This is a genomic window from Serratia rubidaea, assembly GCF_016026735.1.
In the GTDB taxonomy this organism is placed as follows: domain Bacteria; phylum Pseudomonadota; class Gammaproteobacteria; order Enterobacterales; family Enterobacteriaceae; genus Serratia_B; species Serratia_B rubidaea.
This window is the reverse complement of sequence record NZ_CP065640.1, coordinates 4,195,179-4,220,094: the sequence shown is the minus strand read 5'-3', so window position 1 is coordinate 4,220,094 and position 24,916 is coordinate 4,195,179. Positions and strand designations below refer to the sequence as shown.

23 protein-coding genes are annotated in these 24,916 nt (G+C 58.8%); 13 read left to right on the top strand and 10 right to left on the bottom strand.

Annotation, left to right across the window (positions count from 1 at the left end):
• The first annotated feature begins 401 nt into the window (after positions 1 to 401).
• Both I6G83_RS19845 and dadX read left to right on the top strand, forming a co-directional pair.
• Complete coding sequence (locus I6G83_RS19845; RefSeq protein WP_054304767.1) at positions 402 to 1,706, top strand: D-amino acid dehydrogenase; 1,305 nt, start codon at positions 402 to 404, stop codon at positions 1,704 to 1,706.
• 60 nt (positions 1,707 to 1,766) lie between these two features.
• Positions 1,767 to 2,840 (top strand): catabolic alanine racemase DadX, encoded by a 1,074-nt coding sequence (dadX, locus tag I6G83_RS19840; RefSeq protein WP_054304766.1) that lies wholly within the window; start codon positions 1,767 to 1,769, stop codon positions 2,838 to 2,840.
• A 2-nt stretch (positions 2,841 to 2,842) separates the two neighbouring features.
• On the opposite strand, the gene I6G83_RS19835 is transcribed toward dadX, so the two are convergent.
• Positions 2,843 to 4,036: a multidrug effflux MFS transporter gene (locus I6G83_RS19835; RefSeq protein ID WP_054304765.1), complete on the bottom strand. Its 1,194-nt coding sequence runs from the start codon at positions 4,034 to 4,036 to the stop codon at positions 2,843 to 2,845.
• A gap of 138 nt (positions 4,037 to 4,174) precedes the next feature.
• Positions 4,175 to 4,741, bottom strand: a complete 567-nt coding sequence (locus I6G83_RS19830) for a 3'-5' exonuclease (protein ID WP_054304764.1) — start codon at positions 4,739 to 4,741, stop codon at positions 4,175 to 4,177.
• 137 nt (positions 4,742 to 4,878) lie between these two features.
• Between I6G83_RS19830 and I6G83_RS19825 the strand changes: the two genes are divergently transcribed.
• Both I6G83_RS19825 and I6G83_RS19820 read left to right on the top strand, forming a co-directional pair.
• Positions 4,879 to 5,055: a hypothetical protein gene (locus tag I6G83_RS19825; RefSeq protein WP_164844236.1), complete on the top strand. Its 177-nt coding sequence runs from the start codon at positions 4,879 to 4,881 to the stop codon at positions 5,053 to 5,055.
• Positions 5,056 to 5,302: 247 nt separating this feature from the next.
• Positions 5,303 to 7,420: a TonB-dependent siderophore receptor gene (locus tag I6G83_RS19820; RefSeq protein WP_054304763.1), complete on the top strand. Its 2,118-nt coding sequence runs from the start codon at positions 5,303 to 5,305 to the stop codon at positions 7,418 to 7,420.
• Between the two features lie 61 nt (positions 7,421 to 7,481).
• On the opposite strand, the gene I6G83_RS19815 is transcribed toward I6G83_RS19820, so the two are convergent.
• The gene (locus I6G83_RS19815; RefSeq protein WP_015672579.1) at positions 7,482 to 7,658 is read right to left on the bottom strand and encodes a GhoT/OrtT family toxin; all 177 of its coding nucleotides are present in this window, start codon (positions 7,656 to 7,658) and stop codon (positions 7,482 to 7,484) included.
• Between the two features lie 239 nt (positions 7,659 to 7,897).
• On the opposite strand from I6G83_RS19815, the gene I6G83_RS19810 reads away from it, so the two are divergent.
• Positions 7,898 to 8,059 carry a YqaE/Pmp3 family membrane protein gene (locus I6G83_RS19810; protein ID WP_072186051.1) on the top strand — a complete coding sequence of 54 codons (162 nt, stop codon included), beginning with the start codon at positions 7,898 to 7,900 and terminating at the stop codon, positions 8,057 to 8,059.
• 43 nt (positions 8,060 to 8,102) lie between these two features.
• Here I6G83_RS19810 and I6G83_RS19805 read toward each other — a convergent pair whose 3' ends face one another.
• Together I6G83_RS19805 and yeaG are read right to left on the bottom strand one after the other, a co-directional pair.
• Positions 8,103 to 9,371, bottom strand: coding sequence for a YeaH/YhbH family protein (locus I6G83_RS19805; protein ID WP_015672577.1), 1,269 nt, complete (start codon positions 9,369 to 9,371; stop codon positions 8,103 to 8,105).
• Positions 9,372 to 9,472: 101 nt separating this feature from the next.
• Positions 9,473 to 11,407: a protein kinase YeaG gene (yeaG, locus tag I6G83_RS19800; RefSeq protein WP_054304762.1), complete on the bottom strand. Its 1,935-nt coding sequence runs from the start codon at positions 11,405 to 11,407 to the stop codon at positions 9,473 to 9,475.
• A gap of 608 nt (positions 11,408 to 12,015) precedes the next feature.
• Here yeaG and I6G83_RS19795 point away from each other — a divergent pair.
• Positions 12,016 to 12,762: a MipA/OmpV family protein gene (locus I6G83_RS19795; RefSeq protein WP_371851000.1), complete on the top strand. Its 747-nt coding sequence runs from the start codon at positions 12,016 to 12,018 to the stop codon at positions 12,760 to 12,762.
• A 66-nt stretch (positions 12,763 to 12,828) separates the two neighbouring features.
• Here the strand turns inward: I6G83_RS19795 and I6G83_RS19790 are convergent, their stop codons facing one another.
• On the bottom strand, positions 12,829 to 13,704 hold the full coding sequence (locus I6G83_RS19790; RefSeq protein WP_015672574.1) for a D-hexose-6-phosphate mutarotase: 876 nt from the start codon (positions 13,702 to 13,704) through the stop codon (positions 12,829 to 12,831).
• A 106-nt stretch (positions 13,705 to 13,810) separates the two neighbouring features.
• Entirely contained in the window at positions 13,811 to 14,806 is a 996-nt protein-coding gene (gapA, locus tag I6G83_RS19785; protein WP_015672573.1) for a glyceraldehyde-3-phosphate dehydrogenase, read from the bottom strand.
• A gap of 348 nt (positions 14,807 to 15,154) precedes the next feature.
• Between gapA and msrB the strand changes: the two genes are divergently transcribed.
• Entirely contained in the window at positions 15,155 to 15,568 is a 414-nt protein-coding gene (gene msrB / locus I6G83_RS19780; RefSeq protein WP_015672572.1) for a peptide-methionine (R)-S-oxide reductase MsrB, read from the top strand.
• Between the two features lie 72 nt (positions 15,569 to 15,640).
• Positions 15,641 to 15,913 (top strand): YeaC family protein, encoded by a 273-nt coding sequence (locus I6G83_RS19775; RefSeq protein ID WP_015672571.1) that lies wholly within the window; start codon positions 15,641 to 15,643, stop codon positions 15,911 to 15,913.
• Between the two features lie 55 nt (positions 15,914 to 15,968).
• On the opposite strand, the gene pncA is transcribed toward I6G83_RS19775, so the two are convergent.
• The 3 genes from pncA to sppA all read right to left on the bottom strand — a co-directional run bounded on the left by pncA (position 15,969) and on the right by sppA (position 19,589).
• Positions 15,969 to 16,601: a bifunctional nicotinamidase/pyrazinamidase gene (pncA, locus tag I6G83_RS19770; protein WP_054304761.1), complete on the bottom strand. Its 633-nt coding sequence runs from the start codon at positions 16,599 to 16,601 to the stop codon at positions 15,969 to 15,971.
• Between the two features lie 16 nt (positions 16,602 to 16,617).
• Entirely contained in the window at positions 16,618 to 17,634 is a 1,017-nt protein-coding gene (gene ansA, locus I6G83_RS19765; RefSeq protein WP_062778910.1) for an asparaginase, read from the bottom strand.
• Between the two features lie 101 nt (positions 17,635 to 17,735).
• Positions 17,736 to 19,589, bottom strand: coding sequence for a signal peptide peptidase SppA (sppA, locus tag I6G83_RS19760; protein WP_054306904.1), 1,854 nt, complete (start codon positions 19,587 to 19,589; stop codon positions 17,736 to 17,738).
• A 161-nt stretch (positions 19,590 to 19,750) separates the two neighbouring features.
• On the opposite strand from sppA, the gene I6G83_RS19755 reads away from it, so the two are divergent.
• The 5 genes from I6G83_RS19755 to I6G83_RS19735 all read left to right on the top strand — a co-directional run bounded on the left by I6G83_RS19755 (position 19,751) and on the right by I6G83_RS19735 (position 24,914).
• Entirely contained in the window at positions 19,751 to 20,302 is a 552-nt protein-coding gene (locus I6G83_RS19755) for an NAD(P)H nitroreductase (RefSeq protein ID WP_054306897.1), read from the top strand.
• 241 nt (positions 20,303 to 20,543) lie between these two features.
• On the top strand, positions 20,544 to 21,587 hold the full coding sequence (gene selD / locus I6G83_RS19750; protein WP_054306898.1) for a selenide, water dikinase SelD: 1,044 nt from the start codon (positions 20,544 to 20,546) through the stop codon (positions 21,585 to 21,587).
• 2 nt (positions 21,588 to 21,589) lie between these two features.
• A complete protein-coding gene (mnmH, locus tag I6G83_RS19745; protein WP_054306899.1) occupies positions 21,590 to 22,705 on the top strand; it encodes a tRNA 2-selenouridine(34) synthase MnmH in 1,116 nt (371 codons plus the stop codon).
• Positions 22,705 to 24,630: a DNA topoisomerase III gene (locus tag I6G83_RS19740; RefSeq protein WP_054306900.1), complete on the top strand. Its 1,926-nt coding sequence runs from the start codon at positions 22,705 to 22,707 to the stop codon at positions 24,628 to 24,630. Before mnmH ends, I6G83_RS19740 begins: the two co-directional genes overlap by 1 nt.
• Positions 24,627 to 24,914: a DUF1496 domain-containing protein gene (locus I6G83_RS19735; RefSeq protein WP_054306901.1), complete on the top strand. Its 288-nt coding sequence runs from the start codon at positions 24,627 to 24,629 to the stop codon at positions 24,912 to 24,914. The genes I6G83_RS19740 and I6G83_RS19735 overlap by 4 nt, the downstream gene beginning before the upstream one ends.
• Positions 24,915 to 24,916 lie beyond the last annotated feature (2 nt).

Sequence of the window (24,916 nt, the reverse complement as noted above, 5' to 3'; positions counted from 1 at the left end):
AGAGAGGGGGATGAAAGACGAGTTTTTTCTGCTGTTTCACTGCCGATTTCGTGTCGCATGATGTGTTGAGTTTTGCCGGTAAAAGCAGATTAATACTCTGTTTTGTTTGCTGGGGTTGATTTTATATTCTGTTAACGAGCTGTTGCACATTAGGCCGGTTTTTAATGAATGCATTGCAGTCATTGATTTCTCTCCGGTGCGGTATTCTCTCCCTAAACCGGCTTTTACCGCAGCTTATCGCTATTTAAATTCGGCTATTGCAAAAGGAAGCGGCTTGAACGATAAATTAATTGTGAAATCTGTCACGATTAAAAATTAATTTGTTGGATGGTTTTTTCCACTGAGTTAATTTGCCGTCAACAGAAGATTATGCTTTGTTAAGCCTCGGGCTGGAGTCAGTGATGCGAGTGTTGATTTTAGGTAGTGGAGTGGTTGGCGTCGCCAGCGCCTGGTATCTGGCGAAAGCCGGACATGAAGTGACGGTGGTCGATCGTCAGCCGGGGCCGGCGCTGGAAACCAGCGCTGCCAACGCCGGCCAGATCTCGCCGGGTTACGCTGCGCCGTGGGCCGCGCCCGGCGTGCCGCTGAAGGCCATTAAATGGATGTTCCAACGCCATGCGCCGCTGGCGATCCGCCTGGATGGCACCAGCTTCCAGATCAACTGGATGTGGCAGATGCTGAAGAACTGCAACACCTCCCACTATGCGACCAACAAAGGGCGAATGGTGCGTCTGGCGGAGTACAGCCGCGACTGCATCAAGGCGCTGCGTCAGGAAACCGGTATCGAATACGAAGGGCGTCAGCGCGGCACGCTGCAGCTGTTCCGCTCGCAGCAGCAGTTTGAGAACGCGGCGAAAGATATCGCGGTGCTGGAAGACGCCGGCGTCCCTTACAAACTGCTGGAGTCCAGCCAGTTGGCCACGGCGGAGCCGGCGCTGGCGCAGGTGGCGCACAAGCTGACCGGCGGCCTGCAACTGCCGAATGATGAAACCGGCGATTGCCAGCTGTTTACCCAGCGTCTGGCCAAGATGGCGGAGCAGGCGGGCGTGACCTTCCTGTATGACCAGCATGTCGATCGTTTGCTGGTGGACGGCGATAAAATTACCGGCGTGCAGTGCGGCGGGCAGACGCTGACTGCGGACAGCTACGTGGTGGCTTTCGGTTCCTATTCGACCGCGCTGCTGCGCGGGCTGGTGTCGATCCCGGTTTATCCGCTGAAAGGCTACTCGCTGACTATTCCAATTACCGATGAAGCGGCGGCGCCGTACTCCACGGTGCTGGATGAAACCTACAAGGTGGCCATTACCCGCTTTGACCAGCGTATTCGCGTCGGCGGCATGGCGGAAATCGTTGGTTTTAATACCGAACTGGAGCAGAAGCGGCGCGAGACGCTGGAGATGGTGGTGCGCGATCTGTATCCCAACGGCGGTCAGGTTGAGCAGGCGACATTCTGGACCGGCCTGCGGCCGATGACGCCGGACGGCACGCCGATTGTCGGCCGCACCTCGTTAAAGAACCTGTACCTTAATACCGGCCACGGTACGCTGGGCTGGACGATGGCCTGCGGTTCCGGCCAGCTGCTTGCCGACCTGATCTCCGGCATTACGCCGGCGATCCCGTTCGACGATCTCTCCGTGGCGCGTTACAGCGGTGGCATGACCCATTCGCAGCGCGCACCGCTGAACGACGCGCATCCGGCGCGTTAATCCCCACGGCCGGCCGCAGGGCAGACTGCGGCCGGCGTCAAAACGGCTGAAGGAGAGCCCATGCCCCGCCCAATTACCGCAACGCTGCATCTGGCGGCGTTCGACAACAACTTACAGGTTATTCGCCGTCAGGCGCCCGGCGCGAAAGTGTGGTCGGTGGTGAAGGCAAACGCCTATGGTCACGGCCTTAAGCACGTCTGGCGCAGCCTGGCGAATACCGACGGCTTTGCGTTACTGGATCTGGCGGAAGCGGTGCTGCTGCGCGAGTCCGGCTGGCAGGGGCCGATTCTGCTGCTGGAGGGTTTTTTCCAGCCGGAGGATCTGGCGCTGGTCGATCGCTATCAGCTGACCACCGCCGTACACAGCGACTGGCAGCTGGCGGCGATTGCCGATGCGCGTCTGACGGCGCCGCTGAATATCTATCTGAAGCTGAATAGCGGGATGAACCGGCTGGGCTTCGCACCCGACCGGATACGCAGCGTCTGGCAGCAGGCGCAGGGGATTGCCAATATCGGCGCCATGACGCTGATGAGCCACTTCGCCACCGCCGATGAGGCGCGCGGCGTGACACAGCAAATGGCGACCATCGATCGTGCGGCGGCGGATCTGCCACTGCCGCGCTGTCTGGCCAACTCGGCGGCGACGCTATGGCACCCGGATACGCACGGCAGCTGGGTGCGGCCGGGCATTATCTTGTACGGCGCATCGCCGAGCGGCAATTCGGCTGATATTGCCGCCACGGGGCTGCAGGCGACGATGTCATTGCGCAGCGAGATTATTGCCGTGCAGACGTTAAAATCCGGCGACTGCGTCGGCTACGGCTGGCGTTATACCGCCAGCGCGGTTCAGCGGATCGGCATTGTCGCCTGCGGCTATGCCGACGGTTATCCGCGCCATGCGCAGAGCGGTACGCCGGTTTGGGTTGACGGCGTACTGACGCGCACCGTCGGCACGGTATCGATGGATATGCTGGCGGTGGATCTGACGCCGTGCCCGCAGGCGGCCATCGGCGCGGAGGTAGAGCTGTGGGGCCGGCATTTGCCGGTGGATGACGTGGCCGCCGCAGCCGGTACGCTGGGGTACGAGCTGCTGACGGCATTAACGCCGCGGGTGCCGGTGGAGGCCGGCGCTTAACATTAACTGACCCGGTTTAACTGGCCTTTTAACTGTTTACTGCGCTGCCGGGCGTGCAGCGCCAGTAAACAGCCTGTCGCCATCACTAATGCCAGCGCCATTTTCGGCTGCAGCGGCAGCGCCATCGCCAACAGTCCCAGCGCCGCGCCGCCGGCCATCTGCACAAAACCCACCAGCGCCGAAGCCACGCCGGCCTCATTGGAGTAAGGCTCCAGCGCATAGCTGGTGGCCGGGCCCATCACAAACGCCAGTCCGGCGCAGCCGATGGCAACCGGCAGCATATAGGCCAGCCAGTGGGTTTGCGCCGCCGGTGACAGGAAGGCGATGTCAAACAGCAGGGCCGCACATCCCAGTCCCATCAGCACGCCGCCGGTCGCCAGGCAAAATGGCCGGCCGACCTTGCGGATCACCCGGTTGACGAAAAAACTCACCAGCATAATCCAGAAGCCGTTGGCGCCGAATGCCACGGAAAACTGCAGCGGCGTCAGGCCGGCGGTGCCCATCAGCACATTCGGCGCCAGCGAGACGTAAGTGAGCGCCATGCCCATGGCGCCCGAGTTGACCACGGCAAAAGAGACAAAGCGTGACTGACCCAGGATCCGTGCATACTGGCGTACGGGCAGCCCTTTTACCGGCCGCGTATCCGCCGGCCGGGTTTCCGGCAGGCGCAGGGCGATCAGCACGAATACCAGCAGCGCGTAAAGGACCAGGAACCAGAAGGGAGCGCGCCAGCCGAACGCTTCCGCCAGCAAACCGCCCAGCAGCGGCGCCAGCGCCGGGATAATATTCAGCGTACCGTTGAGGAAGCCGAAGGCGCGCGCGGCGTCGTCGCCGTTCATGCGGTCACGCACGCCGCTAAACGCCACCACGGCGGTACAGCAGACCGCGACGCCCTGCAGCAGGCGTGAGGCGATAAACAGCGTCGGGCTGTCGGCCAGCGCGGCCATCGCTGCGCCAATCATATACAGGATGATGCCGGCCAGTGCGACCGGCTTGCGGCCATAGTTATCCACCAGCGGGCCGGCGACGACCTGGCCCAGCCCCAGCACCAGAATAAACAGCGAAATAGTGGATTGGATCACCGCTTCGCTGCTGTTCAGGCCCAGAGCGATAGCCGGTATGGCCGGCAGATAGAGGTCGATGCCTAACGGTCCCAGCAAGACCAGGCTCAGCAGGAGAAAGAGAAATTTTTGCATAATAAAAAGTAGCACATCCGGGTGGCAAAGTGGCTTAGGGTAGTGCCTCCGCGGAGAAATGAAAAGCGCGGCGCACCATGTTGTTATACCGTCAGCGCGACCACGGCGCTGAAGGCCGTGCAAGCGCGCCCGTCCGGGCTAGGGCAGCGGTGCGGCGTCGTGACGAAAATAGCAGTTGGCCACCACGTCAGCGACGTATCGGGCCTGATGCTTGGCATCGTCCAGCGCCCGGTGCGGCGTGCCTTCGAACGGTCGGCTCTTTTTCGGGTTAAAACCGTGCAGGTCCGCCAGCGTTACGAGGGTGCGAACGTCCTGCGTATGCCAGAACTTCCATGGGCAGGGCATCGCCAACTGCTGAAAGGCGTGCTCCAGAATGGCGCAGTCAAACTCTTTGCCGTTGCCCCAGACCTTGACCGTATCGGTGCTGTGCATATGCATAAAGCGGCTCAAGTTGGTCAGCACGCGTTTTAGGCTGTCGCTGCCGCTAAAGGCGGCCTTGCGCGCCTCATCGGATTGTTTGGCCCACCAGGCGACGGTGTCCAGACCGATCGTTCTGCCGTCCTGTTCTTTTTGTGGGCTGACGGCCGCTTCAAACTCCTCGCCCAACTGACCGGTTTTCGGATCGAAAAATACGGCGGCAACCACCAGTATGACCGCGCTTGGTTTCACATCCAGCGTTTCTATATCCAACATCACATGGTGCATCGGGTTTCTCTGCTCGCCAAAACGTGATCACAGGATACTACAAAGCCGACATGGTCGCGCAGCATCAATTCAGGGCAGGCGTAAAAGGGGGAATCACGGTATGATACGCCTAGATTTTGCTGGAGGTAGTCGCCGGAGTGAGAACGCTGATCTTTATTTGTTGCATGTTGGGGTATGCGCTGGTGCTGGGGTACCTGGGCACCTTTGTGGCAGACAAAGTCTGCGAGGGCTACAGCAACTACAGCAAAATTTGTCGCATGGTGGATATCACCGAACCGCATATTTCTGACGCGCCGCCGCCTTCGGCCAGATAATCGCCGATTTCTCCTCTTTCTCTGCTGTTATCCACCGGACACCGTCGCCAGTTTTCCTGCTGATAAATGCCGAGCATGCTTGAATTCCCCATCCATAAAAGATAATAATTATCATTGTTATTATCTTTACAATTATTTTCACTTGCTTAACACCAGCGCACCGCATCACGCACAGACCGGACGGTCATCGAAACCGTTTTGTCTCTTTGCGGTGCAAATTTTATGGCTTCCAATAGGAATTACGGCTATGTCTGGGATTTTTCCTGTCAAACGCTCCCGTCTGTTCTGCGCCATCGCGCTGTTTTTACCGCTCTCTTCCTGGGCGGAAGATACGCTGCTGGTGACCGCCGGGCCGGCGGACACGGCGGACTCCGCCACCCACGGCTACACCGCCGGCACCAGCCAGGGGGCGACGAAAACCGACCGTCCGCTGATTTTGACCGGGCAGACGGTGTCGGTGGTGACGCGTCAACAGATGACCGACCAGAATGCATTAACGGTTAACGATGCGCTGAAGTATACGCCGGGGGTATTCACCAATTTTTCCGGCGGGGCGACGCGCTATGACACTATTGCGCTGCGGGGCTTTCATGGCGGCGATGTGAATAACACCTTCCTGGACGGGCTGCGGTTACTGAGCGACAGCGGCAGCTACAACGCGCTGCAGGTTGATCCCTGGTTCCTGGAGCGGGTTGACGTGATTAAAGGGCCGTCTTCGGTCATGTACGGCCAAAGTATCCCCGGCGGTCTGGTGGCGCTGACCAGCAAACGGCCGCAGTTCGCTACGGAAGGGCACCTTAACCTGACGGGCGGCAATCACCATACCCAAGGCGGGGCGTTTGACGTGACCGGCGCGCTGTCGGATCAATGGGCATACCGGCTGACGGGCATGACGCGCAGCAGCGATACCATGTATGACCACCAGCGCGAAGAGCGCTACGCGATCGCGCCGTCGCTGCTGTGGCAGCCGAGTGAAGACACCTCGCTGCTGCTGAAAGCCTACCTGCAAAAAGATCCGTCCGGTGGCTATCACAGCGCGGTGCCGGCAGACGGCAGCCTGTATGCCAGCCAGGGCGACAAGCTGGGGCGGGGATTCTTTGACGGCGACAGCCGCCATAATGTGTTCAAGCGTTGGGAACAGATCTACAGCTACGCCTTCTCGCACCGGTTTAACGATATCTGGACCTTCCGGCAAAACGCCAGCTATACCCATTCGAACGTTGAACTGGAGCAGGTTTATCAGGCGGGCTGGAATGACGATCATACGCTGCTGAACCGCTACTACAGCGGTTCTAATACCTCGCTGGACGCCTACGCCGTGGATAATCAGCTGGAAGCCGAGTTCGCCACCGGTCTGTTGGACCATAAGGTGCTGCTGGGGCTGGGCTATCAGCGTTTCCGCAATAATCTGTGGGATGAGGCCGGCGGCGCTTCGCCGCTGAACCCTTATACCGGCGAGGCGGAGGAGCCATTGCTGACCGGCGTCACTCGCACCGACTCGCGCCGCCGCTACCAGCAAACCGGCGTCTACCTGCAGGATGAGATCGCCCTGAATAACTGGTATCTCAACCTGGCCGGCCGTTACGATCGTCTGGAAAGCAAAAATACTAACCTGACTGCGGACAGTAGCGATTCGCGCAACGATCACCACTTCAGCGGTCGCGCCTCGCTGCTTTATCACTTCGACAACGGCTTCTCGCCGTATGCCAGCTACAGCACGGCGATCACCCCGGAAGCGTTGGCGGATAAAGACGGCCATATGCTCAAGCCCAGCACCAGCAAGCAGTATGAAGTCGGCCTGAAATACCAGCCGCCGGGCAGCACATCGCTGTACAGCGTGTCGCTGTACGATCTCACGCAGAAAGACGTGGCGAACCGGGTGGTGCAGCAGAGTTACTACGATCCTGCCGGGAAGGTGCATTCGCAGGGGATTGAACTGGAAGCGCGCTCTCAGGTGACCGATCGCCTTAATGTGATTGCCGGTTACACCTATAACAAGGTGAAATTTAAAGACGCCATCGACGGCAATAACGGCAATACGCCGTATCTGGCGCCGGACCAGATGGCGACGCTGTGGGGGCAGTATGATGCCGGTTATGGGCTGAACGTCGGCGCGGGCGTGCGTTATATTGGCAAACAGTGGGCGGATAATGAGAATACCCGGCGCATTCCGTCCGTGACCTTACTGGACGCTTCGGTACGCATGAATCTGGCGCAGGTGGCGCCGACGCTGAAGGGCGCCTACGTCCAGCTGAACGTTAATAATCTGGCGGACAGAAAATACGTCGCGGCCTGTTACGGCACCAGCTACTGCTATTGGGGGCAGGAGCGCAGCGTTGTCGCGACGGTGGGGTACGATTTCTGACAGACGATCGCCGCGCCGGCATGGATGGACGGCGTGGCGATTTCAGCGGCGTTGGCCGGCCTCAGAACAGGGAGAACAGTAAAACGACCGGTAAACTGAGGGGCCAGGTGAGGCCGATGGTGAGGGCGCTGAGACAGCGAATTTTAATCGTATCCCGGCTGACCAGATAGGTAAAAACCACAGAGAATAAAAAGCCAAACAAATAAAAATATTGTGTTGCAACCCACAGCGACGACATGAAACTCATTCCAGTAATATTTCTCAGCGCGCATTCTAGGAGCATCGCCGCGTATAATCAACGACCAGCGCCGACTAATCACGTGGCGCGTTATTCCCTGACGTCATATACCCCCATTAAAAATAAGCGTTAAGCCGGCGTAAGACTACGCCGAAAAATAGGTGCAGCGCTGATAAACTTTTGAAAATATTAAGCAGATATAATAGGTTGACAGAGTACAAGCACACTGAGGAGGCATTATGGGCTTTTGGCGTATCGTATTTACCATCCTTATACCGCCGCTGGGCGTGCTGCTGGGCAAAGGGTTGGGCGGCGCATTTATTCTGAATATTATTCTGACGTTGCTGGGATATTTCCCAGGCCTGATTCATGCATTTTGGGTGCAGACCAAAGATTCCTGATAGAAGAAGGGCCGGGGGGATACCCGGCCCTGAGAAACGGCATTCAGGCGGTTTGAGTATGGAACAGCTCGCGGAATACCGGATAGATATCGTCCGGCTCACGAATGTGCTGCATGGCGAAGTTGTCGAACCTGGCCTGTAGGTTTTCATATTCACGCCACAGGGTTTGATGCGCCCGGCGGGTAATTTCGATATAGCTGTAGTAGCGCACGATCGGCAGCAGTTTTTTCGCCAGCAGTTCGTGGCACAGCGGGGAGTCATCGGCCCAGTTGTCGCCGTCCGACGCCTGTGCCGCATAGATATTCCACTGCGCCGGGTTGTAACGTTCCTCCACCACCTCGCTCATCAGCTTCAGCGCGCTGGAAACAATGGTGCCGCCGGTTTCCTGCGAGTAGAAGAATTCCTGTTCGTCGACCTCCTTGGCCTGCGTATGGTGGCGGATATACACCACCTCGACGTTTTTATAGGTGCGGCTCAGGAACAGATAGAGCAGGATATAGAAACGTTTGGCCATATCTTTCGTTGCCTGATCCATCGAACCGGAAACGTCCATCAGGCAGAACATTACCGCCTGGCTGGACGGCTCCGGACGGCGTTCATAATTCTTGTAGCGTAAATCGAAGGTATCGATAAAGGGCACGCGTTCAATTTTCTGCCGCAGTTCGGCAATCTCCTTACGCAGCTGCTCCTCTTCCAGCAGCTGCACCGGCTCGGTGTTCTCCAGCGTGGTCAGCTGTTCTTCCAACTGGCGCAGTTCGCGACGTTTGCCGGCGGTCATCGCCGTGCGGCGCGCCAGCGAGTTTTGCAGGGAGCGCACGATGCTGATGTTGGCGGGCACGCCGTTGGCGGTAAAGCCGGCGCGATGGGTTTTAAACTCGGTAAGCTGTTTGTACTCATTTTTCTTCAGGTTCGGCAGCGCCAAATCCTCAAACAGCAGATCGAGATACTCATCTTTGGAGATTTGGAACACGAAATCATCCTGGCCTTCACCGTCCTGACTGGCGTTGCCCTGGCCGCTGCCGCCACCGCCGCCGCCCTGCGGCCGCTCGACGCGGTCGTTTTGTACAAAGTGATCGTTACCGGGATGGACGCGATGGCGCGTGCCGCCGCGCCCCTGATGGAACATCGGTTCGTTGATATCGGCGTTGGGAATCGATACGGATTCGCCACTCTCTATGTCGGTGACCGAACGCTTGTTGATGGCCTCGGCGATCGACTGTTTGATTTGCGACTTGTAGCGGCGCAGGAAGCGCTGGCGATTCACCATGCTTTTGTTTTTGCCGTTCAGCCGTCGATCAATGAAATAAGCCATAGTTCCCCCAACCATTGCCAACTTTCTATGCCCTGTAGCCCGCGAGCTGCAGCCCGCGGGCTATTAAGGCATCCCTCTACGACGTCACTCGCAGCGCGTTATCAGGAGGATTTTCTGACCCGCAGATACCATTCGCACAGTAAACGCACCTGCTTGCGGGTATACCCTTTTTCCATCATGCGATCGACAAAGTCGTCGTGTTTTTTCTGCTCGTCCGTTGAGGTTTTAGCGTTAAAGGAGATGACCGGCAGCAGCTCTTCGGTATTCGAGAACATTTTCTTCTCGATAACCGTGCGCAGCTTCTCATAACTGGTCCAGTTAGGATTGCGGCCGTTATTGTTCGCCCGGGCGCGCAGCACGAAGTTGACGATTTCATTGCGGAAATCTTTCGGGTTGCTGATGCCGGCAGGTTTTTCAATTTTCTCCAGTTCGGCGTTAAGCGATTCCCGGTCAAACAGCTGGCCGGTATCCGGATCGCGGTACTCCTGATCCTGGATCCAGAAGTCCGCATAGGTTACGTAGCGGTCGAAAATATTCTGGCCGTACTCGGAGTAGGACTCCAGATAGGCGGTCTGGATCTCTTTGCCGATAAACTCGGCGTATTTCGGGATCAGGTAGCCTTTCAGGTGCTCCAGATATTTTTCCGCCAGATCCTGCGGGAACTGTTCGCGTTCAATCTGCTGTTCCAGCACGTAGAACAGGTGCACCGGGTTGGCCGCCACTTCGGTATGATCGAAGTTGAACACGCGCGACAAAATCTTGAAGGCAAAGCGGGTCGACAGGCCGTTCATCCCTTCGTCCACGCCGGCATAGTCGCGGTATTCCTGATACGACTTGGCCTTCGGATCGGTATCTTTCAGGCTTTCACCGTCGTAAACGCGCATTTTCGAGTAGAGGCTGGAGTTTTCCGGCTCTTTCAGCCGCGACAGCACGGTAAAGCGCGCCAGCGTTTCCAGCGTGCCCGGCGAGCATGGCGCGTGGGTCAGCTCGCTGTGGTCCAGCAGTTTGTCGTAGATTTTGATCTCTTCCGACACCCGCAGGCAGTACGGCACCTTAACGATATATACGCGGTCCAGGAAGGCTTCGTTGTTTTTGTTGTTGCGGAACGTCACCCATTCCGATTCGTTGGAGTGGGCCAGAATAATGCCGTTGAACGGCAGGGCGGAGATGCCTTCGGTACCGTTATAGTTGCCTTCCTGCGTGGCGGTCAGCAGCGGGTGCAGCACCTTAATCGGCGCCTTAAACATTTCGACAAATTCCATCAGCCCCTGGTTGGCGCGGCACAGGGCGCCGGAATAGCCGTAGGCGTCAGGATCGTTCTGCGCGTGGTTTTCCAGTTTGCGGATATCCACCTTACCGACCAGGGCCGATATGTCCTGGTTGTTTTCATCGCCGGGTTCGGTTTTGGCGATAGCGATCTGTTCGAGAATCGACGGACGTACTTTCACCACCTTGAATTTGGTGATGTCGCCGCCAAACTCATGGAGGCGTTTCGCCGCCCATGGCGACATAATGGTGCCGAGGTAGCGGCGCGGAATGTTGTACTCTTTTTCCAGAATGCCGGCGTCTTCCTGCGGATTGAACAGGCACAGCGGATGGTCGTTCACCGGGCTGCGCTCGCCGTTGGCGCTTAACGTGTAGATAGGCACCAGCTGCATCAGCGCTTTCAGCCGTTCGGCCAGCGAGGACTTACCGCCGCCGACCGGCCCCAGCAAATACAGGATCTGTTTTTTCTCTTCCAGGCCCTGTGCGGCGTGTTTCAGGTAAGAGACGATCTGTTCGATAGCCTCCTCCATGCCGTAGAACTCTTCAAAGGCCGGATAGCGCGCGATCACGCGGTTGGAGAACAGGCGCGACATGCGGGATTCAAGCGCGGTGTCGACCATGACCGGTTCACCGATAGCCATTAGCAGTCGTTCTGCGGCATTGGCGTAGGCACTGCGATCTTCCCGGCAAATGGTAAGAAATTCCTGCAGTGTGAACTCTTCGTCCTTGGCAGCTTCATAGCGCTGGCGATAGTGGTCAAATATGTTCATGGCGATGCCCGTCCTTTCGTTATTAGCACAGGTTAAAGGGAGCGGGTGATAGACCCGTTGGGATTGAGACTGCGGCCGTAGCGCCGCAACTCAATAACATTGAGTACCTATTCCGGCCCCCGAAAGAAGAAGTTAAAACCTGAGTACAGCAACCCGTCTGCCAACCTGTTGCGCTTATTATCGCGAGTTGCGCTGTATTGCCACTGGGCTCAGGGTAATTTCAGCTTCTGATTTAAGCTTAGTTGGCATAGCGGAAAATTTCCTGTCAGCGAAAAAGCTTTTTTTAAGTCATATCAATGACTCAGTTATTTCAGGGAAAAAGGAGAGCCTTATTGGCTGCGGCCTGAGGGGGGAAACGTCATGTTTCTGACATGCTTTATACATATTTCGGCATTAATGTGGCCGATCCGGTGCGATTTAACATGTAAAGATAAAGCGCGTCACTAAAATTTCACCTAGAATATGGCGCTATTTTGACGACGCCGATCGGATAATGGTATGACAATGCCGCGTCTCGGGCGGCGTCAGCGGAGTTTGCATCGGGACGCGCGTTGCCAAGCCGGCGGCGTAACGTGTTTATACAAGAACAACGAAGGGGAATCGAACGGGTGAAAATTTTCAAATTCAAAACGTTGGCAATCGCCGGCGCGCTGCTGTGCGCGCAGGGCGCTCAGGCTGGAACCTGGTCGCTGGGGGCATCGGCGCTGCTGACGCCGGACCCTTACAAGGGCAACAACACCCGCCTGTATCCGGTGCCGGTGATCAACTATGACAGCGAGGATTTTTACTTCCATACGCTGACCGCCGGCTACTACCTGTGGAACGATCAGGTCAATAAGCTCAGCGTGATGGCGTACTATTCACCGCTGCACTTCAGACCGGGCGACAGCGACGACGATCGCATGAAGCGCCTGGATAAGCGCCGCGGCACGCTGATGGCCGGGATGGCTTATTCGCACAACGCCGAATGGGGCACGCTGCGTGCGGCCTTCAGCGGCGATACGCTGGATAACAGCAACGGACTGGTCGGCGATCTGGCCTATCTGTACAAGTTCCAGCTGGGCGACTGGAGCCTGGCGCCGGGCGTCGGCGTGACCTGGAGCAGCAAAAACCAGAATAAATACTACTACGGCGTGAGCGACAATGAATCGCGTCGCAGCGGCCTGAACAGCTACAAGCCGAGCGACAGCTGGGCGCCATACCTGGAGCTGACGGCGAACTACCAGATCAACAAGAGCTGGAACGCCTTCTTTATGGGCCGCTACGTGCGCCTGTCTGATGAAGTCAAAGACAGCCCGATGGTGGACACCTCGTACGACGGCATGCTGTGGAGCGGTGTTACTTACACCTTCTGACGGCGGCTGTACGCCAAGAGAAAAGGGGCGCGTGCGCCCCTTTTGCTTATCTGCCGTCCGGGCGGCTCAGGCGCCTTTGCGGCAGCGGAAGGTGACCGCCAGACGGGCCGGCTGTTCGCCCTGCGCCAGCAGCGGCTTGCTGAGGCGCCCGGTTTCAACGCACACCATGGTCTTGTAGCCGTCGTTGGCCATATCCGCCATGCTGCAGGATAGCTCCGCCCCCGGGTTCCAGGCGATCACATCGCTCATATGGTGGTGCTGCACTTCAATCGTGCGCTGCAGCGCCGGATCCTTGATCAGGCTGCAGGCCGCCGGCTGGGTGTAAATGCGGTCGGTCTGGCCGCTGAAGGTCACCTCGCCGCTCTGGCGGGCCTCGGCGCCGTTGGCCACTTTATCCAGATACGTCTCCCCGAGCCCGGCAACGCTGACCCTGGCGATATCGCCGATTTGGAAATAGCTGTGCAGCGCCGCGGTGGCCTGATAGTCGCCGTGTGATTCCAGCTCGATCTCACAACTTTCCCCGAGTTTGAAGCGGGCGATCAGCATGAAAGCGTGCGGCCACAGCTTGCGGGTCTGTTCGTTATCCTGCAGCGTAAAGGTGAGGATAACGCCGTCCTGGTCTTCGTCGTGGGCGGTCAGCCGCCAGGGTTGGTTACGTGCAAAGCCGTGCGACGGTTTGCCGGCCGGGCCGAACCATGGCCAGCAGATGGGGACGCCGCCGCGGATGGCGCTGCCGGTTTTAAACGGGGTGTTATCGCTCAGCCAGATGACGGGCCGTTCGCCGCTCGGCTGCCAGCTGATTAAATGCGCGCCCTGCAGCGTCACCGCCGCGCGGACTTTGGGGTGAGACACCACCACCACGCTCAGTTCGTCCAGCTGCCGCTGGCTGATATACGGGGAGATCTGCTTGCTGATGGGCAGGGTGAAAACTTTTTCGTTCATCGTGTCACCTTATCGATCGCCATTTGCTCTCGCTGAGCAGGGGAGAAAACCAATAAAAAAGGGCGACATGAATGTCGCCCTCATCAATCAGCTGTACATCACGCCATTATTTGGAGATGTGAGCGATCAGATCCAGTACTTTGTTGGAGTAGCCGGTTTCGTTGTCGTACCAGGAAACCAGTTTCACAAAGTTGTCGTTCAGTGCGATACCCGCTTTGGCATCGAACACGGAAGTCAGTACTTCACCGTTGAAGTCGGTAGAAACCACGTCGTCTTCGGTGTAGCCCAGAACGCCTTTCAGCTCGCCTTCAGCGGCTTCTTTGATGGCTTTCTTGATGTCTTCGTAAGTCGCGGATTTTTCCAGACGTACGGTCAGGTCAACCACAGACACGTTTGGCGTTGGAACGCGGAATGCCATACCGGTCAGTTTGCCTTTCAGCTCTGGCAGAACAACGCCTACCGCTTTTGCTGCGCCGGTAGAAGAAGGGATGATGTTCTGGGATGCGCCGCGGCCGCCGCGCCAGTCTTTGTGAGACGGGCCATCAACGGTTTTCTGCGTTGCAGTGGTAGCGTGAACGGTGGTCATCAGGCCTTCAACGATGCCGAACTTGTCGTTGATGACTTTAGCCAGCGGAGCCAGGCAGTTAGTGGTGCAAGATGCGTTGGAAACGATGTCCTGGCCAGCGTATTTTTCAAAGTTGGCGCCACGTACGAACATTGGGGTCGCATCTTTGGAAGGGCCGGTCAGCACAACTTTCTTGGCGCCTGCGGTGATGTGTTTACGTGCGGTTTCGTCGGTCAGGAAGATACCGGTTGCTTCAGCAACAACGTCAACACCCACTTCGTTCCACTTCAGGTTAGCCGGGTCTTTCTCTGCGGTAACACGGATGGTTTTGCCGTTAACAACCAGGTGGCCGTCTTTAACTTCTACCGTGCCGTTGAAACGGCCGTGGGTAGAGTCATACTTCAGCATGTAAGCCATGTACTCTGCGTCCAACAGATCGTTGATTGCAACGATTTCGATGTCAGAACGTTCCTGAGCAGCACGGAAAACAATGCGACCGATACGGCCAAAACCGTTGATACCTACTTTGATAGTCATATATTCCACCAGCTATTTGTTAGTGAATAAAAGGTTGGTTGTAAAATTACAAAAACCTTACCCAGCGTCAAGCGGAATCGTGTCAATTCTTGCGGCAAGTCAAAGCGGAGAGCTGAGTTTGCACGCTTATTGTACATTCCGTTTGCGTTCGGCCTCATTGGGCAAATGGGGGCAAACCGCCAAGTTTAAAGAGCGCTCGGGTCAGATATGTGATCCTTATCACATAACGCCCCGGCGTGGACTTTATGCGCTACAGTTTAGGCTAAAAAGGTCTGCAGTGCTGTTAATTTTTTGTTATCATTAATCATTGTTTTCGTTGACATTATCCATATTTTGGGAATCGCATCTATGAGCAAAGAGAACGCCCCCCACACCCCGGTCACGGAACTGAATGAAATACAACGTTATGTGACCCAGGAACGCGGTACGGAAGCGCCGTATTCCGGCAAATTGCTGCAGAACAAACGCGATGGTCTCTACCACTGCCTGTGCTGTAACGCACCGCTGTTTTATTCCGAAAGCAAGTATGACTCCGGCTGCGGCTGGCCCAGCTTCTATGAGCCGGTCTCTGACGACGCCATCCGCTATCTTGATGATAATTCGCATAATATGCAGCGGGTTGAGATTCGCTGCGGCAACTGCGACGCGCACCTGGGCCACGTGTTCCCTGACGGCCCGCAGCCGACCGGCGAGCGTTATTGCGTTAACTCCGCTTCGCTGAGCTTTACCGACGCGGCCAACGGCGAGAAGACGGCTGGCTGAGCGAATTTTGTCAGAAAAATCGATTCAGCTATTATTCAACGGCAGTAGGAATATGAGTGAAGGACGGCCCTGATGGACGTGAAGGATTTGGTTGCGGCGATGACGCCGGAGATCTACCAGCGCCTGGCGCAGGCGGTGGAGTTGGGTAAATGGCCGGACGGCGTGGCGCTGACGCCGGAACAGAAAGAAAACAGCCTGCAGGCGGTAATGCTGTGGCAGGCGATGCATAACCACGATCCGCAGCATATGAGCATCGGCACCGACGGCCAGATCGTGATGAAGAGCAAGCAAGAGTTGAAGCAGCAGTTTGCCGCAGAGCCGCTGATTAAGCTGAAGCCGCAGTAAGCGGCGGGCAGGGCGCGGAATGAAAGCGGGCGACGTCAGGTCGCCCGCCGTTCGTTTAGCGTTGCAGAAATTGTGACAAGGTCACTAATTGCGCGCCGGCCTGCTGCATCGCCTGGAGCGCATGTTCGCTGTCGCCGGGCTGCAGATTGACGCCGCGGCAGCCATCGGTAATCACCTGAACGGCATAACCCAGCTGCAGGGCATCCAGCACGCTGAACTTCACGCAGTAATCGGTCGCCAGCCCCATGATGGTCAATGCGCTGACGTTGCGCTCCCGCAGCCAGTCATCCAGCGCGGTTTTTGCCCGGTGGCCGTTATCAAAAAACGCGCTGTAGCTGTCGATGGCCGGATCCTGTCCTTTACGAAATACCGCATCGATTTGCCGCTGCTGCAGGCGCGGATGAAACTCGGCGCCGGCGCTTTCCTGCACGCAGTGCACCGGCCACCAGACCTGCGGCAGTCCCTCCAGTTCGCCCAGTTCCCCGATCCGCCCTGATGAATTTACGGCAAAACTGCGATGCTGCGCCGGGTGCCAGTCCTGGCTGGCGATCGTCCAGTCGCCGCGGTCACGGCAGGCGGCAATCGCCTGGTTAGCCACCGCGATGACGGCGTCGCCGTCCGCGACCGCCAGCGCGCCGCCGGGGCAGAAGTCGTTTTGCAGATCGATCAATAACAGGGCGCTGTTCATCGTTTCTCCCGGCGTATCAGCCTGCGGTCGTCAACTCGCCGCGTAAGTCCTGCTGCATCTGCAGGCGGATTTCTTCCGGCGTCAGCGGCAGGCTCAGCAGATAGTGCAGTTTCGTCAGGGCCGCCTCAACGGTCATATCAAAACCGCTGATGACGCCGGCGTGCGCCAGCGCATTGCCGGTGGCGTAGCCGCCCATATTTACCCGGCCGGACATGCACTGGGTGAGGTTGACCACCACGATACCGCGTTCGGACGCGGCGCGCAGCTCATCCACCAGTTCAGCCTTTTGCGGGGCGTTGCCGACGCCGTAAGAGCGCAGAATCAGCGCCTTGACCGGCTGCAGCAGGAAGTTGCGCACCACCGCGCCGGAGATGCCGGGGTAAATCGTCACTACGCCGATCGGCTGCGGCGTAATATTGTGCACCTTCAGTTCGCCGCGGCAGGCCGGTGAAGGGATACCGCCCTGGCGGCGGATATGGATGCCGGCTTCCAGCAGCGGCGGCAGGTTGGGCGAGGCGAAGGCGTCAAAGCCGTCGGCATGCGCCTTGGTGGTGCGGTTGCCGCGGAACAGCTTGTTGTTGAAGAACAGGCTGACCTCATTCACCGGGTGGTTGGCGGCCAGGTACAGCGCGTTCAGCAGGTTGGTTTGCCCGTCGGAGCGCAGTTCCGCCAGCGGGATTTGTGACCCTGTCACGATTACCGGCTTATCCAGGTTCTCCAGCATAAAGGAGAGCGCGGAAGCGGTGAACGCCATGGTGTCGGTGCCATGCAGGATCACAAAGCCGTCGTAGCGGTGATAGTTGTCTTTGATATCGTCGGCGATATGCTGCCAGTCTTCCGGCGTCATATCGGAGGAGTCGATCAGCGGCGCATATTCGTGAATGGTGAAGTCAGGCATCTCCGGGCGATGGAATTCAGGCATCAGCGCCAGCTGGCGCTGTAAATGGCCGGAAGCCGGAATATAGCCCTGTTCGGAACGCTGCATACCGATGGTGCCGCCGGTGTAGGCGACGTAAATGGATTTTTTTTGCATGGCAGGGAGTCGGTAAGTCGGTAAGTAATAAGATGGGCTGAATTATAGGACGATAATTCCAGAAAAAAAGCCCGGCGTGCGCCGGGCTGAAGATTAATTGTTTAACGGACCTCGCCGCAGGTCAGACAAATGGCGTAGCGGTTCTGCGGATCGTTCATATTATTAAACAGACCCGGCTGCTCTTTCATCGCCATTGCCACCGAGGCCAGCGGCGCCGGCAGCATCGACTGAATGGCGGCCGGCAGCATGGCGTGGATGGAGACGCCAAACTGGCTGAGCACCATGTCCGCCATGCTCGGCGAGTCGACGAACCAGTTCAGCTGCCACTGCTTCAGCTTGGCCAGTTCGGCGGCTTTTTTCACCGCGTCATCGAAGTCGCCCAGCTGATCGACCAGCCCGTTGGTTTTGGCGTCGCTGCCGGTCCAGACGTGGCCCTGCGCGATTTTATCCACCTGTTCCGGCGTCATTTTGCGCGAGTCCGCCACCAGGCCGATAAAGCGCTTGTAGCCGTTCTCGATGTTGAGCTGCATCATCTGCGCAAACTCCGGCGGCAGCGCCTTGGTCACCGCCAGATCGGCCAGCGGCGAGGTCGCCACGCCGTCGGTGTGCACGCCGATGCTGCCCAGCGTGTCCTGATAGGTATTGATCACGCCGAAGATGCCGATAGAACCGGTCAGGGTGCTCGGGCTGGCGATAATGTAGTTCGCCGGCGTAGAGATCCAGTAACCGCCGGAGGCCGCCATGCCGCCCATTGATACCACCACCGGCTTGCCGGCGGCGCGTGCGGCCGCCAGTTCAGAGCGGATCACTTCGGAAGCGCTGACGCTGCCGCCCGGGCTGTTCACCCGCAGCACGATGGCTTTAACCTTCGGATCCAGGCGCGCCTGACGCAGCTCCGCCGCGGTGGTGTCGCCGCCGACCGTGCCCGGCGTCTGCTGGCCGTCCATGATGGCGCCGCTGGCGAAGACCACGGCGATCTGGCCTCCCTGTTCCGGCGTTGGCGCAGGCTGGTAGTCATAAATGCTGATGGCGTTGAAGTCGTTGGTCTGTTTGTTCCAGCCGAAGGCCTTGACCAGCTGATTCTCCATGACGGTGCGTGACGCCAGCTCATCCACCAGCTTGTTGTCGAGCGCGTATTTGGCGGTATCGCCCTGGGCGGCCTGCAGACCGCTGAGCACGCCGGCGGCGCCGGGGAACAGCTGCTGCGGCGTGATTTGGCGGTTGGCCGCCACGGTGTCCAGGTAGTTCTGCCACAGGTTGCCTATCCAGCGGCTGTCCGCCTCGCGCGCGGCCGGCGACATATCGTCGCGCAGCAGCGGCTCGACCGCCGACTTGTAGGTGCCGACGCGGAAGATGTTGGTGCTGACCTTCAGCTTGTCGAGCAGGGTTTTATAATACAGATTATTGGTGGCGAAGCCGTGCAGGTCGACGTTGCCCTGCGGCGACAGGTAGATCTTGTTGGCGTAGCTGGCCAGGTAGTACTGCGTCTGGTTGTAGCTGTCGCCAATGGCGTAGATGGGTTTACCGCCGTCGCGGAATTCGCGCAGCGCCTTGCCGATATACTGCAGCGACGGCTGGTCGGCGCCGGCGAAATCATTCAGCTGCAAGACCAGCCCGGTAATGTTCTTGTCATCCTTGGCCTTGCGGATGCTGTCGACCAGATCGAACAGCGAGTTTTCCTGCAGTTCGCTGGCGGAGGCGCCGAGGAATTCGCGGCTGCGCTGCAGCAGACGGTTTTTCATGCTGGGCTGATCGACCACCACGCCGCTCAGGTTAACCAGCAGGGCGCCGTGGGTGGTTTCCGTCGGCGGGCTGCTCTGGAAGGCAAAATAGATGCCGACGCCGATCAAAATCAGCACGATTAAAAACAGATTGAGGATAAATTCTCTGACAAAATTCAGCAGACGCCATGTCCACCTGAACGTTCCGGCAATGATACGCCACAATGTATGCATGTTTTCTCCAAACATGGGCTGAGGATGTTCCGTTATCCTAATGAGCGGCCAGCCAAATGTCAGCTTTAAATCACCGTCGGCTGCCGTTATTGTCAACGCTGTAACTTGCCGTTGAGCTATGCTACCGTGATGAAAATGAAAATTGTTATCAGGAGTTTGTGATGGATGCGCTGGATCTATTGTTGAATCGCCGTTCGGCTGCGCGTTTGGCGGCCCCGGCGCCTGAAGGCGAAGTGCGGCAGAACATTATCAATGCCGGATTGCGCGCCCCCGACCACGGCGCGCTGCAGCCGTGGCGCTTCGTATTGATTGAAGAGCAGGGGCTTGAGCGCTTCAGCCAGCTGTTGCAGTCCGCCGCACGGCAGGACGGGCTGGACGATGCGGCCATCGACAAGGCCCGGCAGGCGCCGTTCCGCGCGCCGCTGATTATTACCGTGATCGCCCACTGCAGCGACAGCCCCAAGGTGCCGCACTGGGAACAGGTGGTGTCCGCCGGCTGCGCGGTGCAGGCGATGCAGATGGCCGCGCTGGCGCAGGGGTTTAACGGTATCTGGCGTACCGGCGCCTGGACCGCGCATGCGCAGGTGCGCGAGGCGTTCGGCTGCCGGGAACAGGACGAAATCGTCGGTTTCCTGTATCTGGGCACACCGCAGCTGAAGGCGGCCACCAAAGTTGTCGCGCCGGACAGCGCGCCGTTTGTCAGCTACTTCTGATTTTTCCGGGCAAGACGCAAAAAACGCGCAATATCCCGTAATTTTGTACTGTTTATGAGCAGGTCGACGCATTATCGTCGGCTTGCTCTTATCAATCCCTCCGGCAAGCGCTACCCTGTATTCCAATTGATTGAAGTTGTACCCAGGTGGCATATCAGTGCGCCTTCAGCCGGGTGACGCATCGGGCTGGCATCGCGGCAAATATGCTATCTTGAAGGCCGTTAACCGAAGGAAGTGGACTATGACATCGCCAACCATCCGCCTGACCCAGTACAGCCACGGTGCTGGCTGCGGCTGCAAGATTTCCCCGCAAGTACTCGAAACCATCCTGCACAGCGAACAGGTCAAATTCGTCGACCCGCGTTTGCTGGTGGGTAATGAAACCCGCGATGACGCGGCGGTCTACGATATCGGCAATGGCACCGGCGTGATCAGCACTACCGATTTCTTTATGCCGATCGTCGACGATCCGTTCGACTTCGGCCGTATCGCCGCGGCTAACGCCATCAGCGACGTGTATGCGATGGGCGGCAAGCCGATCATGGCGATCGCCATTCTTGGCTGGCCGGTCGCCAAACTGCCGCCGGAAGTGGCGCAGCAGGTGATCGACGGCGGACGTTACGCCTGCCAGCAGGCGGGGATTGCGCTGGCCGGCGGCCACTCCATCGATGCGCCGGAGCCGATTTTCGGCCTGGCGGTGACCGGTATCGTCAGCACCGAGCGGGTGAAGAAGAACAGCGCCGCGCAGGCCGGCGCCAAACTGTTTCTGACCAAGCCGCTGGGCATCGGCGTGCTGACCACCGCCGAGAAGAAAAGCCAGCTGCGGCCGGAACACGCCGGGCTGGCGACCGAGGTGATGTGCCGGCTGAACCTGCCGGGCGCGGAGTTTGCCGAGGTTGACGGAGTGAGCGCCATGACCGACGTGACCGGCTTTGGGCTGCTGGGCCACCTGAGCGAAATGTGTCAGGGATCCGGCCTGCAGGCGACGCTCTGGTTCGACCGGGTGCCGAAGCTGCCGGAGGTTGAACGCTATATCGCCGAGGGCTGCGTGCCGGGCGGCACCGGCCGCAACTTTGACAGCTACGGCCACCTGATTGGGCCGATGAGCGACGTACAGCGTCAGCTATTGTGCGATCCGCAAACGTCGGGCGGGCTGCTGCTGGCGGTGATGCCGGAGGGCGAAGCGCAGGTGCAGGCGATCGCTGCGCGCCACGGCCTGCAGCTGGAGGCCATCGGCGAACTGCACGGCGCGGTAGCCGGCAAGCCGATGATCGAGGTCCAGTAGCGGTGACGGTGCAACACAGGGCGGACAGCAACGACTACCGCCAGATTTTCCTGCAGGATGTGCCGCTGATTGACGTCCGCGCGCCGATCGAGTTCAACGCCGGCGCCTTTCCGCAGGCGGTAAACCTGCCGCTGATGGACGATCGGGAACGGCAGGCGGTGGGCACCTGTTACAAGCAGCATGGCCAGCAGCAGGCGATCGCGCTGGGCCACAGCCTGGTGAACGGCAAGGTCCGCCAGGCGCGCACCGAAGCCTGGCTAGCCGCCTGCGCCGAACGGCCGGCGGGTTATATCTATTGCTTCCGCGGCGGGTTGCGCTCACAGCTGGTGCAGCAGTGGCTGCGCGAGGCGGGCGTTGACTATCCGCGGATCGTCGGCGGCTATAAGGCGTTACGCCACTATCTGCTGAATATCCTCGAATACAGCGCCGAGCTGCCGATGGTGATCGTCGGCGGCAATACCGGCTGCGGTAAAACCCTGATGGTGAACGAGCTGTCGAACGGCATCGATCTGGAAGGGCTGGCGCGTCACCGTGGTTCGTCGTTTGGCCGTACGCTGGCCGGGCAGAGCGCGCAGATCGATTTTGAGAATCGTCTGGCTGTGTTATTGCTGAAAAAACAGCATGGTGGCTGCCGTCAGTGGGTGCTGGAGGATGAAAGCCGCCTGATTGGCGCCAATAGCGTGCCGCTGCCGGTGTTCAACCGTATGCAGCAGGCGCCGGTCGCGGTGATTGATGACCCGTTCGAGGTGCGTCTGGCGCGCCTGCAGGCGGAATATATTGACGATATGCACCAGGCGTTTACCCGCGCCTACGGCGAGCAGGACGGCTGGCAGCGCTACGGCGAATACCTCCACCATGGGTTGTTCGCTATCCGGCGTCGTTTGGGTATGGAGCGCTACCAGCTGCTGACCCAGCGGCTGGAGTGGGCGCTGCAGTTCCAGCACGCCAGCGGCAGCAGTAACGCCCACCAGGAGTGGCTGGTGCCGCTGCTGCAGTACTATTACGACCCGATGTACCGTTTCCAGTTGGAAAAGAAAGCCCAGCGGATTGTGTTCCGTGGCAACTATGCTGAAGTAAGAGAATTCCTGATGACGTATAGCCAGAAAAACGGTGAATAATGCGACTGTTTATAGCCGAAAAACCGAGTTTGGCGCGCGCCATTGCTGATGTGTTACCCAAACCCCACCGCCGCGGCGATGGCTTTATCGCCTGCGGCAAGAGTGATGTGGTCACCTGGTGCGTCGGCCACCTGCTGGAGCAGGCGCAGCCGGACGCCTACGACAGCCGCTTTGCGCGCTGGTCGCTGGCGGATTTACCGATCATCCCTGAAAAATGGCAGCTGCAGCCGCGTCCGTCGGTCAGCAAACAGCTGAACGCGATTAAAAAGCTGCTGCAGGAGGCGGATGAAGTGGTGCACGCCGGTGACCCGGATCGCGAAGGGCAACTGCTGGTGGATGAGGTGTTGGATTATCTGGCGCTGACGCCGGAAAAGCGTCAGGCGGTGCGCCGCTGCCTGATTAACGATTTGAACCCGCAGGCGGTTGAGCGTGCGGTAGAGCGTTTGCGCGATAACCGGGACTTTATCCCGCTGTGCGTGTCGGCGTTGGCGCGCTCGCGTGCCGACTGGCTGTACGGTATCAATATGACCCGTGCCTATACGCTGCTGGGGCGCAACGCCGGCTACGACGGCGTTCTGTCGGTCGGGCGGGTGCAAACGCCGGTACTGGGGCTGGTAGTGCGTCGTGATGAAGATATTGAAAACTTCGTACCGAAAGATTTCTTCGACGTAAAAGCGCATATCGTGACGCCGCAGGAGGAGCGCTTTGTCGCCCTGTGGCAGCCGAGCGAATCCTGTGAGCCGTACCAGGACGAAGAAGGGCGTTTACTGCACCGCCCGCTGGCCGAGCACGTGGTGAAACGCATTGAAGGGCAGCCGGCGCTGGTCACCGCTTATAATGATAAGCGTGAGTCTGATACCGCACCGCTGCCGTTTTCGCTTTCCACCCTGCAGATCGAGGCGGCGAAGCGCTTCGGCCTCAGCGCCCAGCAGGTGCTGGATATCTGCCAGCGTTTGTATGAGACCCACAAACTGATTACCTATCCCCGTTCCGACTGCCGCTATCTGCCGGAAGAGCATTTTGCCGGCCGCCATGCGGTGCTGAACGCCATCAGCGTTCACCAGCCGGATCTCTATCCGCAGGAGGTGGTCGACAGCGAACGCCGCAACCGCTGCTGGGATGATAAAAAGGTCGATGCGCACCACGCGATTATCCCGACTGCGCGCGCCAGTAAAGCCAATCTCAGCCCTGATGAGCTGAAGGTGTACGGGCTGGTGGCGCGGCAGTACCTGCTGCAGTTCTGTCCGGACGCGGTGTTCCGCAAATGCGTGATCGAACTGGATATTGCCGGCGGCAAGTTCGTTGCCAAGGCGCGCTTCCTGGCCGAGGCCGGTTGGCGCACCCTGCTGGGCAGTAAAGAGCGGGATGAGGAGAACGAGGGGGCGCCGCTGCCGGTGGTGGCCAAGGGCGATGAGCTGTTGTGCGAGCGTGGCGAAGTGGTGGAGCGGCAGACTCAGCCCCCGCGTCCCTTTACCGACGCCAGCCTGCTGTCGGCGATGACCGGTATTGCACGCTTTGTGCAGGATAAAGCGCTAAAGAAAATCCTGCGGGCGACCGATGGTTTAGGTACTGAAGCTACGCGTGCCGGCATTATTGAGCTGCTGTTCAAGCGTTCGTTTCTGTACAAAAAGGGGCGTTATATCCATTCGACGGAAACCGGACGGGCGTTGATTCACTCCCTGCCGGAGCTGGCGGCGCGGCCGGATATGACCGCGCACTGGGAGGCGACCCTGACGCAGATTAGTGAGAAATCCTGCCGTTACCAGGATTTTATGCAGCCGCTGGTGGGAACGCTGCAGGAGCTGATTTATCAGGCTAAACAGAGCCGTGCCAGCATGGCGTTTCGCGGGTTGCCGCCGCCGGCCAACGCCGGCGGTAAAAAACGTAAAAAGAGCGCTACCAAGGCGCGGGAGAAAAACGCATGAATCAGCGGATATCGCTGGCAATGGCCGCCGTTGGCCTGCTGTTTTCGGCCATGGCCGGCGCACACCGCGGCGACGTAGACGTGCTGGTGCCGGTGACGCCGGAGATCTGGGGCTCGGCAAAGAGTACGTCGGCGCCGGCGCCATGCTCGCGCTGCTGCGTGTATCAGGACAAGAACTACTCGGAAGGGGCGCTGCTGAAGGTTGAGGGCGAGCTACTGCAGTGTCAGAGTGATAAAACGCGGGTCGGCACCCAGCCGCTCATCTGGGTGCGCGTGAATAGGTGACC

Bases quoted from the DNA above. Each gene is read 5' to 3' on its own strand.
- I6G83_RS19815 (WP_015672579.1), bottom strand. From the start codon at position 7,658: ATGTCGTCGCTGTGGGTTGCAACACAATATTTTTATTTGTTTGGCTTT.
- dadX (WP_054304766.1), top strand. From the start codon at position 1,767: ATGCCCCGCCCAATTACCGCAACGCTGCATCTGGCGGCGTTCGACAAC.
- I6G83_RS19740 (WP_054306900.1), top strand. From the start codon at position 22,705: ATGCGACTGTTTATAGCCGAAAAACCGAGTTTGGCGCGCGCCATTGCT.
- I6G83_RS19810 (WP_072186051.1), top strand. From the start codon at position 7,898: ATGGGCTTTTGGCGTATCGTATTTACCATCCTTATACCGCCGCTGGGC.
- msrB (WP_015672572.1), top strand. From the start codon at position 15,155: ATGAGCAAAGAGAACGCCCCCCACACCCCGGTCACGGAACTGAATGAA.
- pncA (WP_054304761.1), bottom strand. From the start codon at position 16,601: ATGAACAGCGCCCTGTTATTGATCGATCTGCAAAACGACTTCTGCCCC.
- gapA (WP_015672573.1), bottom strand. From the start codon at position 14,806: ATGACTATCAAAGTAGGTATCAACGGTTTTGGCCGTATCGGTCGCATT.
- ansA (WP_062778910.1), bottom strand. From the start codon at position 17,634: ATGCAAAAAAAATCCATTTACGTCGCCTACACCGGCGGCACCATCGGT.
- I6G83_RS19790 (WP_015672574.1), bottom strand. From the start codon at position 13,704: ATGAACGAAAAAGTTTTCACCCTGCCCATCAGCAAGCAGATCTCCCCG.
- I6G83_RS19830 (WP_054304764.1), bottom strand. From the start codon at position 4,741: ATGCACCATGTGATGTTGGATATAGAAACGCTGGATGTGAAACCAAGC.
- yeaG (WP_054304762.1), bottom strand. From the start codon at position 11,407: ATGAACATATTTGACCACTATCGCCAGCGCTATGAAGCTGCCAAGGAC.
- I6G83_RS19845 (WP_054304767.1), top strand. From the start codon at position 402: ATGCGAGTGTTGATTTTAGGTAGTGGAGTGGTTGGCGTCGCCAGCGCC.
- I6G83_RS19835 (WP_054304765.1), bottom strand. From the start codon at position 4,036: ATGCAAAAATTTCTCTTTCTCCTGCTGAGCCTGGTCTTGCTGGGACCG.
- I6G83_RS19775 (WP_015672571.1), top strand. From the start codon at position 15,641: ATGGACGTGAAGGATTTGGTTGCGGCGATGACGCCGGAGATCTACCAG.
- selD (WP_054306898.1), top strand. From the start codon at position 20,544: ATGACATCGCCAACCATCCGCCTGACCCAGTACAGCCACGGTGCTGGC.
- I6G83_RS19755 (WP_054306897.1), top strand. From the start codon at position 19,751: ATGGATGCGCTGGATCTATTGTTGAATCGCCGTTCGGCTGCGCGTTTG.
- I6G83_RS19805 (WP_015672577.1), bottom strand. From the start codon at position 9,371: ATGGCTTATTTCATTGATCGACGGCTGAACGGCAAAAACAAAAGCATG.
- I6G83_RS19735 (WP_054306901.1), top strand. From the start codon at position 24,627: ATGAATCAGCGGATATCGCTGGCAATGGCCGCCGTTGGCCTGCTGTTT.
- I6G83_RS19820 (WP_054304763.1), top strand. From the start codon at position 5,303: ATGTCTGGGATTTTTCCTGTCAAACGCTCCCGTCTGTTCTGCGCCATC.
- sppA (WP_054306904.1), bottom strand. From the start codon at position 19,589: ATGCATACATTGTGGCGTATCATTGCCGGAACGTTCAGGTGGACATGG.